This is a genomic window from Trueperaceae bacterium, from assembly GCA_023954415.1.
Lineage (GTDB): Bacteria > Deinococcota > Deinococci > Deinococcales > Trueperaceae > JAAYYF01.
Window position 1 is genome coordinate 227327 of the sequence record JAMLIB010000005.1, and the last position, 16034, is coordinate 243360.

Sequence of the window (16034 nt, forward strand, 5' to 3'; positions counted from 1 at the left end):
TATGGGAGGCGCTTGAGGGGGAAGCGTGGTGGGCGATAGTGGACTCGAACCACTGACCTCGTCGTTATCAGCGACGCGCTCTAACCAGCTGAGCTAATCGCCCACGGACCGCTTGGGCACGGCATGTTCGCCCGCGCTCGAGCGAAACGGAGTCTATCATGTCGGCGCGTTCCACGGTCAAGCAGCGCGTGAGGCGCCGTGCGACGCCGAAAGCCCGGCGGCGCAACTAGGCCTCGCGCGCTCGGCGGGCGGCCCCGCCGCGCCGAGCGTCCGCCGTGGTGCGGTAGCGTCGCGTGCGCTCCCGGGAGGCGCGACCGCGCGCTGGCGGCCGGTAGAATGCCAAGCGTGGGCACGTCTGGACCCGTCGCTACCCTCTACCTCGCCAAGCCGCGCGGCTTCTGCGCCGGCGTCGTCATGGCCATCGAGGCCGTGAAGGAGGCCGCCGGCGAGGCCGAGCGTGCCGGCGAGGGTGGCGTGGCCGTGTACCACGACATCGTTCACAACAGGACCGTCGTCGACCGGCTCGAGGACGAGCACGGCGTGACGTTCGTCGAGCGCCTCGACGACCTGGAGAGCGTGAGGGAGCGTGCCGCCGAGGCCGGGCGGTCCGTCGGGCATACCGTCGTGTTCAGCGCGCACGGGGTGAGCCCGGTCGTGCGCGTTCGCGCGGCCCAGCTCGGCCTGGCCACCATCGACGCCACGTGTCCGCTCGTCACCAAGGTCCATAACGAGGCCAAGAAGTACGCCGCCCTCGGTTACCACGTGCTGCTGGTCGGCGACTCGACGAAGCACCAGGAGGTCGTCGGCACGTACGGCGAGGCGCCGGAGGCCACGACGGTCGTGGCCGTGCTCGGCAACCGCAAGCACGACCCGGCCCTGGCCGACCCGCGCACGGTCACCGTGCCGGACCCGGAGAGGGTGGTCGTACTCACGCAGACGACCCTCTCTGTCGACGACACCATGCGCACGGTCGCGCTCCTCAGGGAACGCTTCCCTAAGCTCGTCGTGCCCCCTTCCGACGACCTCTGCTTCGCGACGAAGAACAGGCAGGACGCCGTGAGGGCCATCGCCCCGCACGTCGGCGGTTTCCTCGTCGTGACCAGCGAGGCGAGCTCCAACGGCATGCGCCTCCTGGAGCTGGCCGCCGACCTGACCGGCAACGCCCACCGCATCGAGTCCGTCGCTGACATCAGGCCGGACTGGTTCGCCGGCGTAGAGGCCGTCGGCCTGACCTCCGCCGCCAGCACGCCGGACGACCTCGTCCAGGCCGTCGTCGAGCACTTCAGGGCCGCCAACTCGCTGCTGCGCGTCGTTGAAGAGGGCGAGTGGGAGAACATCACGTTCCGCAAGCCGCGCAAGGTGGCGCCGAACGCGGACCGGGCCCTCGCCGGGAGCGAAGCCTGAGCCGCTCGGTCGCCCAGCCCCTGTCCGTGGCGCCCATGCTGGACCTGACGGACCGGCACTTCCGCTGCCTGCTCAGGCAGATAACGCGGCGCACGCTCCTCTATAGCGAGATGCTCACGGCCGCCGCCGTCGTCCACGGTGACGCCGAGAGGCTGCTCGCCAAGAGCCCCGTCGAGGACCCGGTCGTGCTGCAACTGGGCGGTGACGACCCGGACCTCCTCGCCCGCGCCGCCGCCCTGGGTCACGCCTACGGTTACGCCGAGATCGACCTGAACGTCGGCTGCCCGTCAGAGCGCGTCACGAGCGGCAACTTCGGCGCCTGCCTCATGAAGGACCCCGCCCTGGTGGCCGAAGGCGTCGCGGCACTCCGAGCGGCCGTGCCAGTCCCGGTGACCGTCAAGCACCGCATCGGGGTCGACGACCGCGACTCCTTCCCGGAGCTCCTGGAGTTCGTCGACACCGTGGCGGCGGCGGGGGCCGACCGCTTCGTCGTGCATGCCAGGAAGGCCTGGCTCAAGGGCTTGAGCCCGAAGGAGAACCGCACGGTCCCGCCCCTGCGTTACGACGTCGTGTACCGCCTCAAGGCCGAGCGGCCGGAGCTGCTGGTCGAGCTGAACGGCGGGATCCCCGACCTCGAGGCTGCGGTGGCCCACCTGGCGCGCGTCGACGGCGTGATGCTCGGCCGCGCCGTCTACGAGGACCCGTTCGTGCTCGCCGGCGCGGACGAGCTGCTCCGGTCGCCGGGAGCGCCGCGTCGGGACTGGCGGGCGGCTGCCGACGAGCTGATGGGCGGCCGACCCCCGCTCACGCGTCGGAGCGTCGTGGAAGCCGTGTACCCGTACGTCGAGGAGCAGCTGCTCGCCGGCATGCCCCTCGCCGCCATGTCGCGCCACATGCTGGCGCTCTTCCGTTCCCAGCCAGGGGGAAGGGCGTGGCGGCGGATGATCTCGGAGCGTTCGCACCGGCGTGGCGCCGGGGTCGAGGTCCTCCGGGCGGCGTTGGCCGCCCTGCCGGAGGGCGTGGCGGACGCCCCCGTCGCCTGCTCGGCGACTAGCGGTGCGGACCGTCCGACCACGGCTGCCGGCCGCCTGGCGCCGCACGCGACCTGAGGGCCGCGGGGGCCGCCGTCGGCGGCGCTACTCGAGCTGCCGCAGGTACTCCCGCGCGATGATCAGGTGTTGGATCTCGTCCGTGCCCTCGCCGATGCGGGTGAGCCGGGCGTCGCGCCAGTAGCGCTCGACCTCGTAGTCGCGCAGGTAGCCGTAGCCGCCCAAGACCTGGATGGCGGCGTCGCACGCGTTCACTCCGGCGACGCTCCCCTTCAGCTTCGCCATGGCCGCCGCGAGGGTGTGGTCGCGGCCGGCGTCGCGCAAGGCGGCGGCCTTCATCACGAGCAGCCTGGCGGCCTCCAACTCCGTGGCCATCTCGGCCAGCTTGAACGCGACCGCCTGGTGCCTGGCGAGCGCCTGCCCGAACTGGCGGCGCTCGAGGGCGTAACGACCGGCCTTCTCCAGGGCGGCGCGCCCGAGTCCGATGCCCATGGCGCCGATGCCGATGCGGCCGCCGGACAGCACGCGCGCCACGTCGGCGAAGGCGGCGCCTTCCCGGCCGAGGAGCGCCCCGCCGCCGACGCGCACGCCATCGAAGACCAGGGGCGTCGTGTCGGAGCTGCGCAGCCCGAGCTTCTTCTCAGGCTTGCCGCGCACGAGGCCCGGCGTCTCGCCAGGGAGCACGAAGGCGCTTATGCCGTCGGAACGCGCCGCCCCGTGCGCCGCCTCCGCGGTCCTGGCCATGACTACGTACACGCCGCCGACCGTGCCCTGGGTGATGAACTGCTTGCTGCCCGTTATCTCGTAACCCTCCGACGTGCGTGTCGCCTTCGTCGCCAGCGCCGCGGCGTCGGAGCCGGCCCCCGGCTCGGTCAGTGCCCAAGCGCCGAGCCGCTCGGCCGCGGCCAGTGGTGGCAGCCACTCGCGACGCTGTGCGTCGTCGGCGGCCGCGAGCAGGTGCCCCACGCATAGCGAGTTGTGGGACGCGACCGTCAGCGCGAGCGAGCCGTCTACGGCGGCCACCTCCTCGACGACGAGGGCCGAGGTCGCCGTGTCGAGCCCGGCCCCGCCAAACTCCTCGGGGACCTGGAGTCCGAAGACGCCCATGGCGCCGAGTGCCTTGACGATCGACGCGGGGAACTCCCCGGTCTCGTCGCGCTGCACGGCGCCCGGGGCGACCTCCGCCTTGAGGAACTCCCGTAGCGGGCCTATTAGCGAGCGCTGGTCGGCCGTGAGCTCGAACCACGGTGTGACGGTCTGGGGCATGCCGCACCGTAAAGCATGGGGAGGGAACGCCGCCGCCCACGGGTCACGAGCCTGGTACACTCCCCGCCATGGACGGACGGGACGGGCAGAACCGCGTGCGGGGCATACGGGGAGCGACGACGGTGGAGGCGGACGTGCCGGAGCAGATCCTCTCGGCGACCGCCGAGTTGCTGCAGGCGATGCTCGAGCAGAACGCCATCTCCGACTATGAGGAGATCTCCTCCGTGTTCTTCACCACCACGCCGGACCTCTCGTCGACGTTCCCGGCGGAAGGCGCCCGGGCCATCGGCATGACGATGGTCCCGCTGCTCTGCTTCCAGGAGATCCCCGTCCCGGGCCGGCTGCCCCGCTGCATCCGCGTCATGCTCCTCCTGAACACCACCAAGGGCCAGGAGGAGATGCGTCACGTGTATCTGCGCGAAGCACGGAGCCTCCGGCCGGACCTCGTCAGCGCGCAATAGGGCGCAAGCGCCCGCACGGACGGCTTCGTTCGCCTGATTAACGCTGGTGACCAGCCATCGGCGGCAGCAGGGTTCGCTCCAGCTCGTCGAGTAGTGGGCGCACCGCCTCGGGCTCCAGGCGGTAGTACGAGCGGTTGCCGCACCTCAGGACCGTGACGAGCCCGAGCTCACGCAGGAGCCGGAGGTGGCCGCTGGCCGTCGGCTGGCTCACGCCGAGCTGCTTGGCAAGGTCCCCGACGGTGAGCGGGAAGCGGGAGAGCCTGCTGACGTGGAAGAGCAGCAGGAGCCGCGTCGGATCCGAGAACGCCTTGAGGCGACCGGCGAGGGCGACCACCCCGTCGCGCTGCTCCTCGTAGACGTCCTCCGTACGCGCGCCGTAGCCGATGACGAGTTGGTCGCGCACCCTGAACCGGAAGCCGCCGCGCAGGGCGAAGTAGAGCGGCACGACGAGCGTGCGACCGCGCGCCGACTGCGCCCGGATGGCGGTGACGCTGTCCTCCAACTGCACGAAATGATGGATCGGGAGAGAAGCCAGGAGATCGCCGCCGGTGCCGGTGGCGGCTTGGAGCGCACGCGCTGCGGCCTCGGTCGCACTGCGGCCCGCCCCTTCCCAAGCGGGGCGCAGGTGCTCCCACAGCCACCGCAGCGTCGAGGCCAGGTGCCGGGCCGCGGCCGGCTCGGCGAGCCGTTCGAGCGCCGTGCGGATGGCGGCCGAGCGCTCGGGGAGCAGCTCGTCGCCTTCGGCGCCCTCCGGCTGGACGAAGGCGGCTGGGAACGCTCCGACAGCCGCGGGCGGGAGCTCGGGGAAGTCGGCGAGGAACCGGTCCGGCGTCTCGTCCGCCTCGTAGCCACAAGCGCAAGCGATCAGGAGCGCCTCGTACCCGAGCTCCTCGCTGCGCCTTGCCATGCTCGCGCTCAGCCAGCGCGGCGGGTGGTCGCGCAGCTCGCGCAACCAGGGTAGGGGCGTCTGGCGCCCGTCGAGGTCGGCGAGGCGGAAGTAGGCGTAAGTGAGTTCCAGCACGGGCGCCGGGCGCACGTCGAGCGAGGCGGACGGCGAACCCTTCCCCGTGACGACTGTCCGCCCCCCGGCCACGGTCATTCCCAGTCTCTGGCTGCCAGCAGGCGGCCGCCGTCGACCGTCGCGTTCGTCACCTTGTGGGACCTCGTCATCGTCACCTCGAGCGTGGCGTTGTCTAGGGTCTTGGGGCCCACGAGCGACTTGCGGACGAAGTAGTTGTTGCCCTGGAGGCTCATCTCGCTCGTCTTGGAGAGGCGCACCCGGATGACCTCGCCGTGCCGGTCGGTGCGCACCTGGCATAGCAGGGCGTTGGCCTCCTCGCGGAAGCGCGGATCTTGCCGCCTGAACATCCCGAACATGCCCTATTGTAGCCGGGGTGAGCGCTACGGGAACATCGACGCTGCGCGCGGCCTTGGCCGCGGCGCTCGGCGCGGCAGAGCCGGCTTCCGCCCTGCGCCCATACCTGCCGCCACCGCCGCCGGGTCGGATCGTCGTCGTGGGTGCCGGCAAGGCGGCCGCGGCCATGGCGCGCGCCGTGGAGGACGCGTACGCTCCGGACGTGCCGCTCGGCGGCGTCGTGGTGACGCGGTACGGCCACGCCGCTCCCACCCGTCGCGTCGCGGTGCTGGAGGGCGCCCACCCGGTGCCGGACGCCGCCGGCGCGGCCGCCACGGCCGGTATACGGCGGCTGGTGGCCGGGGCGGGCGCGGACGACCTCGTACTGTTCCTCGTCTCCGGCGGCGGCTCCGCGCTCCTCTGCGCGCCCGAGGGCCTGAGCCTGGAGGAGAAGGCGGAGACGACGGCCGCGCTCCTGCGCGGCGGGGCGGACATCCGTCGCATCAACGCGGTTCGCAAGCACCTCTCGGCGGTCAAGGGCGGGCGGCTTGCCGCGGTGTGCAGGGCGCCGTTGCTCGCCCTCGCGGTCTCGGACGTCGTGGGCGACGACCCGGGGACCATCGCCTCCGGACCGACCGTCGCGGACGCGACCACGTTCGCGGACGCCTTGGCCGCGCTCGACGAGTTCGCGCCCCAGGCCGCCGCCGCCAGGCGGGCCCTCGAGGCCGGCCTGCGGGGCCGACGTCCGGAGACGCCCAAGCCCGGCGACCCCCGCCTGGCCGGAGCCCGCTACGAACTGGTCGCTTCCGGTGCGCTCGCCGTCGCGGCGGCCGCGGCCCGGCTGGAGGCGGAAGGGGTCGCGGTCGCCATGGCGGACGCGACCGTCACGGGCGACTCCACCGCGGTGGCGAGGCGCCAGGCCAGGGAAGTGGCGGCGGCTCTCGCGCTCGGCGGGTGGGACGGACCGGTGGCGTTCGTCTACGGGGGCGAGACGACGGTGGCGCGCGACTCCCGGGAAGCGGCAACGGCCGAGGACGGCGCCCACTCGGTGGGCGCGGCGCGTGGGCCCGTCGCCGGCACTGCGCCCGCCGGCCCCGTCCCGGCTCGGGGCGGGCCGAACGGCGAGTGGGCGCTGGCCTTCGTCGCCGCGCTCGGGCGGAGCGACTACTGGCTCCTTGCCGTCGATACGGACGGGCTGGACGGGGCCTCGGCGGCGGCCGGCGCGCTCCTGACGCCCGAGGCGTTGGCTCGCCTGACACCCGAAGGTATCGAGCGCGCCTTGCGGACGCACGACTCCCACGGTCTGCTGGACGAGGTCGGCGGCCTGCTCGTCACGGGGCCGACGCGCACGAACGTGAACGCCCTGCGCGTGGTGCTGTTCCCGCGCTCGCGCCCCTCTTGAGAGAGGCGCAAGCGGGAGCGACCCTGTGAGGGCCTCGAGACGACCCCGGAACCGGCGGAGTAGGTATGCTCGGTGGCAGTGCGGATACTGCCCCCCACACCAGAGAACGTCGGCTTGGCCGCGGAGCTCCTGGCTGCCGGCCGGCTCGTGGCCATGCCGACGGAGACCGTCTACGGCCTCGCGGCCTCGGCGCGTGACGAGCGCGCGGTCGCGCGGGTCTTCGAGCTCAAGGGCAGGCCGCGCGACCATCCGCTCATCGTCCACCTCGGTTCCGGCGCGGACGCCGGCGGCTGGGTGGAGCACGCTCGGGAGCACGGCGCCCACCGGCGCCTCGAGGCCCTCGCGGCCGCCCTCTGGCCGGGCCCGCTCACGCTCGTGGTGCGCAAGGCGGCCTGGGTGCCGGACGTGCTCACGGGCGGGCAACCCACCGTGGCGCTGCGCGTGCCGGGGCACCCTGTGGCCCTCGCCCTGCTCGACGCCCTCGGGGGCGCCGTCGCGGCCCCGTCCGCGAACCGCTTCGGGCGCATCAGCCCGACGACCGCCGAGCACGTGGCCGCCGAGTTCGGCGCCGCCGACCTCGTCGTGCTGGACGGGGGCGCCTGTCGGGTCGGGCTCGAGTCGACGATCCTCGACCTCACTGGCCCGGTCGCGCGCGTCCTGCGCCCCGGCGGCGTGACCGTCGAGGCCATCGAGGCGGTCGTCGGAGAGCGCGTGGAGGTGAACGGGGACGCGGCCGCTCCCCGCGTGCCTGGCAGCCTGCCGAGCCATTACGCCCCGACGGCGCCCACGCGCCTCGTCGGCCCGGCCGAGCTCGAACGGCGTATCGGCGAGGATGCCGGGATGGCCGTGCTGGCTCGGCGCCACGCCCCCGAGGCCTTCGCGGGCCTCTGGGTGGCGCTGCCCGACGATCCCGTGGCGTTCGGCGCGAGCCTCTACGCCGCGCTAAGGCGGCTGGACTCGGCGGCGCCGAGGGAGATCCTGATCGAACGCGTGCCGCTCACCCCGCCGTGGCTCGCCGTCCGTGACCGCCTCGCGCGCGCGAGTGCCCCACGGCCCGGCGTGGGCGTGCGGGCTCCGGCCGCGGCCGCGGGCGACGTCGGGCGGCGCGCATGAGCGGCGCGGCGGGGGAGGACCGCCCGACCGCCGTCGTCGCCGTCGTGATGGGCTCCACCAGCGACTGGGAGACGTTGCGGCACGCAGCGGAGGTCCTCGAGCGCCTCGGGGTCCCGCACGTCTGCAAGGTCGTCTCCGCCCACCGCACGCCCGACCGCCTGAGCGAGTTCGCCAAGGGCGCAGCCGCTCGGGGGCTGGAGGTGATCGTGGCGGGCGCCGGCGGCGCCGCCCACCTACCCGGCATGATCGCCGCTGGCACCCATCTGCCCGTCCTTGGCGTGCCGGTCATGAGCGAGGCGTTGCGAGGCGTGGACTCGCTGTTGTCGATAGTGCAGATGCCCAAGGGGGTGCCGGTCGGCACCCTCGCCATCGGCGTCGCCGGGGCCGTCAACGCCGGTCTGCTGGCCGCGAGCATCCTCGCGCTGAAGAGCCCCGAGCTGCGCGAGCGCCTCGTGGCGTACCGCGCCGCCCAGACGAGCGCCGCTTCGGCTTCCGTGCTGCCGGGCGCCAGCTTCGAGGAGTAGATGGAGACGTTGTTGCCAGGCGCGCGTCTCGGCGTGCTCGGCGGCGGCCAGCTCGGGCGCATGTTCGCGCTGGCCGCCCGACGGCTGGGGTACGCGGTCGCCGTCTATACCGATCAGGCCGGTTCGCCCGCCGCCCAGGCCGCCGAGCGCGCGGTCGTCGGGAGCTACGAGGACGTCGGCGCCATCGCGGCTTTCGCTGCCGGGGTCGACGCCCTGACGCTCGAGTTCGAGAACCTCGCCGCCGCCGCCATCGCCGCGGCCGAGCGGGTCACGCGCGTGCGCCCCGGTCACCTCGCCCTTCACGTCACGCAACACCGCTTGCGCGAGAAGGAGTTCCTCTCCCGACACGGGTTGCCCGTGGTGCCTTACGTAGCGGTGACGAACGGCTCTCTCTCGGAGCTCGAGGCCGCCGTCGCCGGTTTCGCCGGCGGCTGCCTGGTCAAGACGGCCGGTTTCGGCTACGACGGGAAGGGCCAGGTCGCGCTCGGGCGGGTGCCCGACGCGGAACGCTCGGAAGCGGCCGCGGCGCTCGCCGCCGCCGGGCCGGTCGTGGTCGAGCGGCGGATCGAGCTCGCCGCCGAGCTCTCCGTCGTGGCGGCCAGGGCGGCGGACGGCGGCTTCGCGCCCTACCTCCCCGTCATCAACAGGCACGTGACCCAGGTCCTCGACGTGTCCAGCTCCCCTTGGGGCCCCCGGGCGACCGGCTCGGGGGAGGGCCTTCGCCTCGACGGTCCGGACGACCCGACCGGCGGCCTCCTGACGCCGGCGCTGCTGGCGGCCGCGGCCGAGGCGACCGAGGCGATCTTCTCGGGGCTCAAGTTCGTCGGCCTGGGGTGCGTCGAGTTCTTCGTGGCCACCGACGGCGGTTTGTACGTGAACGAGGTCGCACCGCGCCCGCACAACTCGGGTCACCTGACCATCGAGGCCTGCGCGACGGGCCAGTTCGAGCAGCAGGTGCGCGCCCTATGCGGCCTGCCCCTCGGCAGCCCCGCACCGCTCGCCCCGGCCGCGATGGCGAACCTCTTGGGCGACCTGTGGGGCGGCGGCGAGCCCGATTGGGCCGCCGCGCTGCGCGAGCCGGGCGTGCGCCTGCACCTCTACGGGAAGGCGTCCGCTCGGCCGGGCCGCAAGATGGGTCACCTGACCGCGGTGGCACCGGACGGGGCGACCGCGCTGGCGCGCGTGCAGCGGGCGCGCTCCGCGCTTGCCAAATAGTGGGCGTAGGCGCTATACTGCCTAGGTTTGTCTGCCCTCGGCCCGCAGCGTTGGGTCTAGGGCGAGTTTGTCGTGTGCTGCCGCGAAGGCCGCGAACGACGTCAGGCTAGCCGAGTTCGAGGCCTTTATCGCCGCATCCGAGTTCCCAACGGCTGCGAGACCGCACGAGGGAGTGATCGTTCTGCCGACCGTTAACCAGCTGCTCCGCAAGGGGCGCAGGAAGATCGAGAAGAAGAGCAAGACCCCGGCACTCAAGGGGTCGCCGCAACGCCGTGGCGTTTGCACGGCCGTCAAGACCCAGACCCCGAAGAAGCCGAACTCGGCGCTGCGCAAGATCGCGCGTGTCCGGTTGGCCGGCGGCCAGGAAGTCACGGCCTACATCCCGGGCGAGAAGCACAACCTGCAGGAGCACTCCGTCGTGCTCATCCGCGGCGGCCGCGTGAAGGATCTGCCGGGCGTGCGCTACCACATCGTGCGTGGCACGCTCGACGCGCAGGGCGTTGGCGTCGGCCGTTACGTCCAGCGCAACCAGAGCCGCAGCAAGTACGGCACCAAGAAGCCGAAGGCAGGGAAGAAGTAAGCCATGGGACGCAGAAGACGCGCCGAGATCCGCCCGCTGGAGCCCGATCTTGTCTACTCCGACACGACGGTGACCGCCCTAGTCAACAAGCTGATGCGCGACGGCAAGAAGAACACCGCCAGCCGCATCTTCTACGGCGCTTGCCGCCTCATCCAGGAGCGCACCGGCCAGGAGCCCCTCAAGGTCTTCCGGCAGGCGCTCGACAACATCCGCCCGCGCATCGAGGTGCGTAGCCGTAGGGTCGGCGGTTCCACCTACCAGGTGCCAGTCGAGGTCGCGCCGCGCCGTTCGCAGTCGCTCAGCCTCCGTTGGCTCGTCGCCGCCTGCGACGCCCGCCCAGAGCGCACGGCCGTCGAGCGCGTGGCCGGCGAGCTCCTGGACGCCGCGGCCGGTCGCGGCGGTGCCGTCAAGAAGAAGGAGGACGTCGAGCGGATGGCGGAGGCGAACCGCGCCTACGCCCACTACCGCTGGTGACCCCGGCAAGGGCCTCCAAAGCTATCGACTGATTTATGACTACGACGATCACTGACCTACGCAAGACACGCAACATCGGTATCGCCGCGCACATCGATGCCGGCAAGACCACGCTCACCGAGCGGATCCTCTTCTTCACCGGCCGCATCCACAAGGTAGGCGAGACCCACGAGGGCGCCTCCCAGATGGACTGGATGGCGCAAGAGCGCGAGCGCGGCATCACGATCACGTCCGCCGTCACCCAGGCCTTCTGGGGCGACACGCGCATCAACGTCATCGACACGCCGGGCCACGTGGACTTCACCATGGAGGTCGAGCGCAGCATGCGCGTGCTCGACGGCGCCGTGGCGGTGTTCGACGCCAGCCAGGGCGTAGAGCCCCAGTCGGAGACGGTGTGGCGGCAAGCCGACAAGTACCACGTGCCGCGCATCGCCTTCGCCAACAAGATGGACAAGACGGGCGCCTCCTTCGAGCTCGTGCTCTCCTCCATGGCCGACCGCCTCGGGGCGCTCGCCGTGCCGCTCCAGTGGCCGATCGGCGCCGAGGACACGTTCGAGGGCATGCTCGACCTCATCGAGATGAAGGCCGTCTACTACCACGACGACATCGGCAAGAACATCGAGATCGAGGAGATCCCGGCGAACCTCCTCGCGCTCGCCAAGGAGAAGCGCGAGCTCATGATCGAGCGCGTCGCCGAGTTCGACGACGAAGTCGCCATGCTGTACTTGGAGGGCGAGGACGTCCCCAACGAGCTCCTGCGCGCCGCCATCCGTAAGGGCACGATCGGTCTGAAGTTCTTCCCCGTGTGCTGCGGCTCCGCTCTCAAGAACAAGGGCGTGCAGAGGCTGCTCGACGCGGTCGCTGCCTTCCTGCCGTCGCCGCTCGACATCCCGCCCGTCCCGGGCATCAACCCCGACACGGACGAGCCGGACTCCCGCCCGGCCGACTTCGACGCGCCCACGTCCGCGCTGGCCTTCAAGATCGCCACCGACCCGTACGTTGGTCGCCTCGTGTTCGTCCGCGTCTACTCGGGCTCGCTCAAGGCCGGCACGTACATCTACAACGTGACGAAGGGTCGCCGCGAGCGCATCGGTCGTCTCCTCAAGATGCACGCGAACTCGCGAGAGGAAGTCGAGTCCATCGACGCGGGCTCGCTCGGCGCCGTCGTCGGCCTCAAGGACACGGGTACGGGCGACAGCCTCACCGACCCGGACCACCCCATCCTCCTCGAGTCGATCGAGGTCCCGGAGCCCGTCATCACCGTGGCCATCGAGCCGGCCTCCAAGGCCGACCAGGACAAGCTGTCCAACGGCCTCATCAAGCTGACGGAAGAGGACCCGACCTTCCGGGTCGAGTCCGACCCGGAGACGGGCCAGACCAAGATCTCCGGCATGGGCGAGCTGCACCTTGAGATCATCGTCGACCGCCTCAAGCGCGAGTTCAACGTGAACGCGAACGTCGGCGCCCCGCAGGTCGCCTACCGTGAGACCATCTCGCGGCCGGTCGACGTCGAAGGCAAGTTCGTGCGCCAGTCGGGCGGTCGCGGGCAGTACGGCCACGTCAAGATCAAGGCCGAGCCCAACCCGCGCGGCACCGGCAACGTGTTCGAGAACGCCGTCGTCGGCGGCACCGTGCCGAAGGACTTCATCCCGGCCGTCCAGAAGGGCGTCGAGGAGGCCATGCAGAGCGGTCCGCTCCTCGGCTTCCCGATCGTCGACATGAAGGTCGCGCTCTACGACGGCTCGTACCACGAGGTCGACTCGTCCGAGATGTCCTTCAAGATCGCCGCCTCCATGGCGGTGCGCGAGGCGATGAACCAGGGCGGCGCCCAGGTCCTCGAGCCGATCATGCGCGTCGAGGCGACGACCCCCGACCAGTACATGGGCGACGTCATCGGCAGCCTGAACTCTCGCCGCGGGCAGATCCAAGGCATGACCCCGCGCGGCAACGCGCAGGTGGTCACCGCCAACGTGCCGCTCGCGGAGATGTTCGGCTACGCCACCGACCTGCGCAGCCTGACCCAGGGCCGCGCCACGTTCTCGATGTTCTTCGATCATTACGAGGCGACGCCTCGCGGTGTTCAAGACGAACTACTCAAGAAGTAATCCTAGATACCTACTTAAGGAGCATTGATCATGGCTAAGGGTGTGTTTGAGCGTACGAAGCCGCATGTGAATGTGGGGACGATTGGGCATGTGGATCATGGGAAGACGACGTTGACGGCTGCGATTACGTTTACGGCGGCTTCGGTTGATTCGTCGGTTGAGGTGCAGTCGTATGATCAGATTGATAAGGCGCCTGAGGAGCGGGCGCGTGGGATTACGATTAATACGTCGCATGTTGAGTATCAGACTGCGGCTCGGCATTATTCGCATGTTGATTGTCCGGGGCATGCGGATTATGTGAAGAATATGATTACTGGTGCGGCGCAGATGGATGGTGCGATTTTGGTGGTGTCGGCTGCTGATGGTCCGATGCCGCAGACGCGTGAGCATATTGTGTTGGCGCGTCAGGTGGGGGTGCCGTATATTGTGGTGTTTTTGAATAAGGTGGATATGGTGGAGGATGAGGAGTTGTTGGAGTTGGTGGAGATGGAGGTGCGTGAGTTGTTGTCTTCGTATGAGTTTCCTGGGGATGATTTGCCGGTGGTGCGTGGGTCGGCTTTGCGGGCGTTGGAGGTTTTGCAGGGGGAGCCGAAGGTGGCGCGTGGTGTGAATGAGTGGGTTGATCGGGTGTGGGGGTTGTTGGATGCGGTGGATGCTTATATTCCGACGCCGGTGCGGGATGTTGATCGGGCGTTTTTGATGCCGGTGGAGGATGTGTTTACGATTACGGGTCGTGGGACGGTGGCTACGGGTCGTATTGAGCGTGGTGTGGTGCGGACGGGGGATGAGGTTGAGGTTGTGGGGTTGTCTGATACTCGTAGGAGTGTTGTGACGGGTGTTGAGATGCATCGTAAGACGTTGGATTCGGGGATGGCTGGGGATAATGTTGGGGTGTTGTTGCGTGGGGTGGGGCGTGATGATATTGAGCGGGGTCAGGTGTTGGCTCGGCCGGGTTCGATTACGCCGCATGTGGGGTTTGGTGCGTCTGTGTATATTTTGAGGAAGGAGGAGGGTGGTCGTCACTCTGCTTTTTTCTCGGGGTATCGTCCGCAGTTTTATTTTCGGACGACGGATGTGACGGGTGTGGTGTCGTTGCCGTCTGGGGTGGAGATGGTGATGCCTGGGGATAATGTGGAGTTGTCGGTTGAGTTGATTAAGCCGATTGCGATGGAGGAGGGGTTGCGGTTTGCGATTCGTGAGGGTGGGCGTACGGTTGGTGCTGGGGTTGTGACCAGCATCACGAAGTAACCATATGGCCGCTCCCAAGATCCGCATCAAACTGAAGGCCTTCGATCACCGTAGCCTGGACTCCTCCGCTACGAAGATCGTCGAGACCGTGCGCCGCACCGGCGCCAAGGTCGCCGGCCCCGTGCCGCTCCCGACCCGCATCCGGCGCTTCTGCGTGCTGCGCAGCCCCTTCACCGACAAGGACAGTCGCGAGCATTTCGAGATCCGGACCCATAACCGGCTCATCGACATCAAGTCGCCGACCAAGAGCACCATCGACTCCCTCATGCATCTCGACCTCCCGACCGGGGTCGACATCGAGATCAAGACCGTCGGAGGCCGTTGACAGTGAAAGGAATCCTCGGCACCAAGGTGGGCATGACCCAGGTGTGGCAAGGCGACCGGCTCGTGCCGGTGACCGTCGTGCTCGCCGGGCCCTGCCCCGTGGTGCAACGCAAGACCCCAGCCACCGACGGCTACGCTGCGGTGCAGTTGGGGTGGGACGAGCTCCCGGGCAAGGCGGTCAACAAGCCGCGCGCCGGCCACTTCAAGCGTGCCGCCGTCGCCGCGACCCGCCACCTGGTCGAGTTCCGCGACTACGCGCCTGAGGCCGACGAGGTCAAGGCGGACGTCTTCGCGGCCGGCGAGGCCGTCGACGTCACGGGCACGAGCAAGGGCCGCGGTACCGCCGGCGTCATGAAGCGCTGGAACTTCAGCGGCCTCCCCGCCACCCACGGCGTCAAGAAGAAGCACCGTTCGCCCGGCTCCATCGGCCAGCGCAAGTGGCCGGGCCGCGTCTACAAGGGCAAGCGCATGGCCGGCGTCTACGGTGGCGAGACCGTCACCATCGTCGGTCTCGAGGTCGTCGAGGTGCGCCTGGAGGACAACCTGATCCTCATCAAGGGCGCGCTTCCGGGCCCCAACGGCGGCCTCGTCCAGGTACGCCAGTCGAAGAGGAAGGTGAGCTGATGCCGGTCACCATAGACGTCATCGGCAGTGGGCGTAAGGTCACCCTCGACCTGCCCGAGCCAAAAGAGTCGGTGCTGCATGAAGTCGTCATGTGGCAGCTCGCCAAGCGCCGCCGCGGCACGGCCGCCACGAAGACGCGCGGCATGATGTCGGGCTCCACCGCCAAGATCTACCCGCAGAAGGGGACCGGCCGCGCTCGCCACGGCGACAAGAAGGCCCCCATCTTCGTCGGCGGCGGCACGGCCTTCGGCCCGCAGCCGCGGTCGTACGGCTACACGCTCCCGAAGCGCGTCAGGCGCCTCGGCCTCCAGATGGCCATCGCCAGCCGCGCCCAGGACGGCCGCCTCACGCTCGTCGACTCCTTCGGCGTCGGCGGCAAGACGCGCGAGTTCGTCGCGTGGGCCAAGAGCCACGGCTTCGACGGCAAGGAGCGCGTCCTCCTCGTCACCGACGATGAGCTCGTGCGCCGCGCCGCGCGTAACGTCCCATGGATCGACGTGCTCGCGGGCGCCGGCCTCAACGTCTACGACGTGCTGCGCGCCGACCGCGTCATCGCCGACGCCAAGATCTTCGACGAGCCGGGAGAGAGCGCATGAACGCCTACGACGTCGTCCTCGCCCCCGTGCTGAGCGAGAAGGCCGTGACCGCGATCCAGAGCGGCAAGTACTCCTTCTACGTCCATCCGCACGCCAACCGCGTCCAGATCCGCGAGGCCATCGAGACGGCCTTCAAGGTCGACGTGGTCAAGGTAAACCTGGTCACCGTCAAGGGCAAGATCAAGTCGCTCGGCCGTTTCTCCGGCCGCAGCCCCGAACGGAAGAAGGCCATCGTCACTCTCAAGGCCGGGCAGCGCATAGAGCAGCTCGAAGGCCTGTCGTAAGGAGGAGGTCA

18 protein-coding genes and 1 tRNA gene are annotated in these 16034 nt (G+C 70.1%); 15 read left to right on the plus strand and 4 right to left on the minus strand.

Annotated features, from left to right (window positions below; genetic code table 11):
- Window positions 1-26: 26 nt before the first annotated feature.
- Window positions 27-103: transfer RNA gene (locus tag M9914_08190), tRNA-Ile, on the minus strand.
- 242 nt (window positions 104-345) lie between these two features.
- On the opposite strand from M9914_08190, the gene ispH reads away from it, so the two are divergent.
- Complete coding sequence (gene ispH, locus M9914_08195) at window positions 346-1404, plus strand: 4-hydroxy-3-methylbut-2-enyl diphosphate reductase (protein ID MCO5174158.1); 1059 nt, start codon at window positions 346-348, stop codon at window positions 1402-1404.
- A 35-nt stretch (window positions 1405-1439) separates the two neighbouring features.
- Window positions 1440-2513 carry a tRNA dihydrouridine(20/20a) synthase DusA gene (gene dusA, locus M9914_08200; protein MCO5174159.1) on the plus strand — a complete coding sequence of 358 codons (1074 nt, stop codon included), beginning with the start codon at window positions 1440-1442 and terminating at the stop codon, window positions 2511-2513.
- A gap of 27 nt (window positions 2514-2540) precedes the next feature.
- On the opposite strand, the gene M9914_08205 is transcribed toward dusA, so the two are convergent.
- The gene (locus M9914_08205) at window positions 2541-3719 is read right to left on the minus strand and encodes an acyl-CoA dehydrogenase family protein (protein ID MCO5174160.1); all 1179 of its coding nucleotides are present in this window, start codon (window positions 3717-3719) and stop codon (window positions 2541-2543) included.
- Window positions 3720-3787: 68 nt separating this feature from the next.
- On the opposite strand from M9914_08205, the gene aroH reads away from it, so the two are divergent.
- A complete protein-coding gene (gene aroH / locus M9914_08210) occupies window positions 3788-4180 on the plus strand; it encodes a chorismate mutase (GenBank protein MCO5174161.1) in 393 nt (130 codons plus the stop codon).
- Window positions 4181-4217: 37 nt separating this feature from the next.
- On the opposite strand, the gene M9914_08215 is transcribed toward aroH, so the two are convergent.
- Both M9914_08215 and M9914_08220 read right to left on the minus strand, forming a co-directional pair.
- Window positions 4218-5279 carry a metalloregulator ArsR/SmtB family transcription factor gene (locus tag M9914_08215; GenBank protein MCO5174162.1) on the minus strand — a complete coding sequence of 354 codons (1062 nt, stop codon included), beginning with the start codon at window positions 5277-5279 and terminating at the stop codon, window positions 4218-4220.
- A complete protein-coding gene (locus M9914_08220; protein MCO5174163.1) occupies window positions 5276-5557 on the minus strand; it encodes a hypothetical protein in 282 nt (93 codons plus the stop codon). The genes M9914_08215 and M9914_08220 overlap by 4 nt, the downstream gene beginning before the upstream one ends.
- 17 nt (window positions 5558-5574) lie before the next feature.
- Between M9914_08220 and M9914_08225 the strand changes: the two genes are divergently transcribed.
- The 12 genes from M9914_08225 to rplW all read left to right on the plus strand — a co-directional run bounded on the left by M9914_08225 (window position 5575) and on the right by rplW (window position 16023).
- Window positions 5575-6936, plus strand: coding sequence for a DUF4147 domain-containing protein (locus M9914_08225; GenBank protein ID MCO5174164.1), 1362 nt, complete (start codon window positions 5575-5577; stop codon window positions 6934-6936).
- A gap of 78 nt (window positions 6937-7014) precedes the next feature.
- Window positions 7015-8049, plus strand: a complete 1035-nt coding sequence (locus M9914_08230; GenBank protein MCO5174165.1) for an L-threonylcarbamoyladenylate synthase — start codon at window positions 7015-7017, stop codon at window positions 8047-8049.
- Window positions 8046-8573 carry a 5-(carboxyamino)imidazole ribonucleotide mutase gene (gene purE / locus M9914_08235; GenBank protein MCO5174166.1) on the plus strand — a complete coding sequence of 176 codons (528 nt, stop codon included), beginning with the start codon at window positions 8046-8048 and terminating at the stop codon, window positions 8571-8573. The genes M9914_08230 and purE overlap by 4 nt, the downstream gene beginning before the upstream one ends.
- Window positions 8574-9788 carry an ATP-grasp domain-containing protein gene (locus M9914_08240; protein ID MCO5174167.1) on the plus strand — a complete coding sequence of 405 codons (1215 nt, stop codon included), beginning with the start codon at window positions 8574-8576 and terminating at the stop codon, window positions 9786-9788.
- Between the two features lie 181 nt (window positions 9789-9969).
- A complete protein-coding gene (gene rpsL / locus M9914_08245; protein MCO5174168.1) occupies window positions 9970-10368 on the plus strand; it encodes a 30S ribosomal protein S12 in 399 nt (132 codons plus the stop codon).
- Window positions 10369-10371: 3 nt separating this feature from the next.
- Complete coding sequence (gene rpsG / locus M9914_08250; protein ID MCO5174169.1) at window positions 10372-10842, plus strand: 30S ribosomal protein S7; 471 nt, start codon at window positions 10372-10374, stop codon at window positions 10840-10842.
- A 35-nt stretch (window positions 10843-10877) separates the two neighbouring features.
- Window positions 10878-12947, plus strand: a complete 2070-nt coding sequence (fusA, locus tag M9914_08255; GenBank protein MCO5174170.1) for an elongation factor G — start codon at window positions 10878-10880, stop codon at window positions 12945-12947.
- A 30-nt stretch (window positions 12948-12977) separates the two neighbouring features.
- Complete coding sequence (gene tuf / locus M9914_08260; protein ID MCO5174171.1) at window positions 12978-14195, plus strand: elongation factor Tu; 1218 nt, start codon at window positions 12978-12980, stop codon at window positions 14193-14195.
- 4 nt (window positions 14196-14199) lie between these two features.
- Complete coding sequence (rpsJ, locus tag M9914_08265) at window positions 14200-14520, plus strand: 30S ribosomal protein S10 (GenBank protein ID MCO5174172.1); 321 nt, start codon at window positions 14200-14202, stop codon at window positions 14518-14520.
- 2 nt (window positions 14521-14522) lie between these two features.
- Complete coding sequence (gene rplC, locus M9914_08270) at window positions 14523-15143, plus strand: 50S ribosomal protein L3 (protein MCO5174173.1); 621 nt, start codon at window positions 14523-14525, stop codon at window positions 15141-15143.
- Window positions 15143-15739, plus strand: coding sequence for a 50S ribosomal protein L4 (gene rplD / locus M9914_08275; GenBank protein ID MCO5174174.1), 597 nt, complete (start codon window positions 15143-15145; stop codon window positions 15737-15739). Before rplC ends, rplD begins: the two co-directional genes overlap by 1 nt.
- Window positions 15736-16023 carry a 50S ribosomal protein L23 gene (gene rplW, locus M9914_08280; protein MCO5174175.1) on the plus strand — a complete coding sequence of 96 codons (288 nt, stop codon included), beginning with the start codon at window positions 15736-15738 and terminating at the stop codon, window positions 16021-16023. Before rplD ends, rplW begins: the two co-directional genes overlap by 4 nt.
- Window positions 16024-16034: the final 11 nt, after the last annotated feature.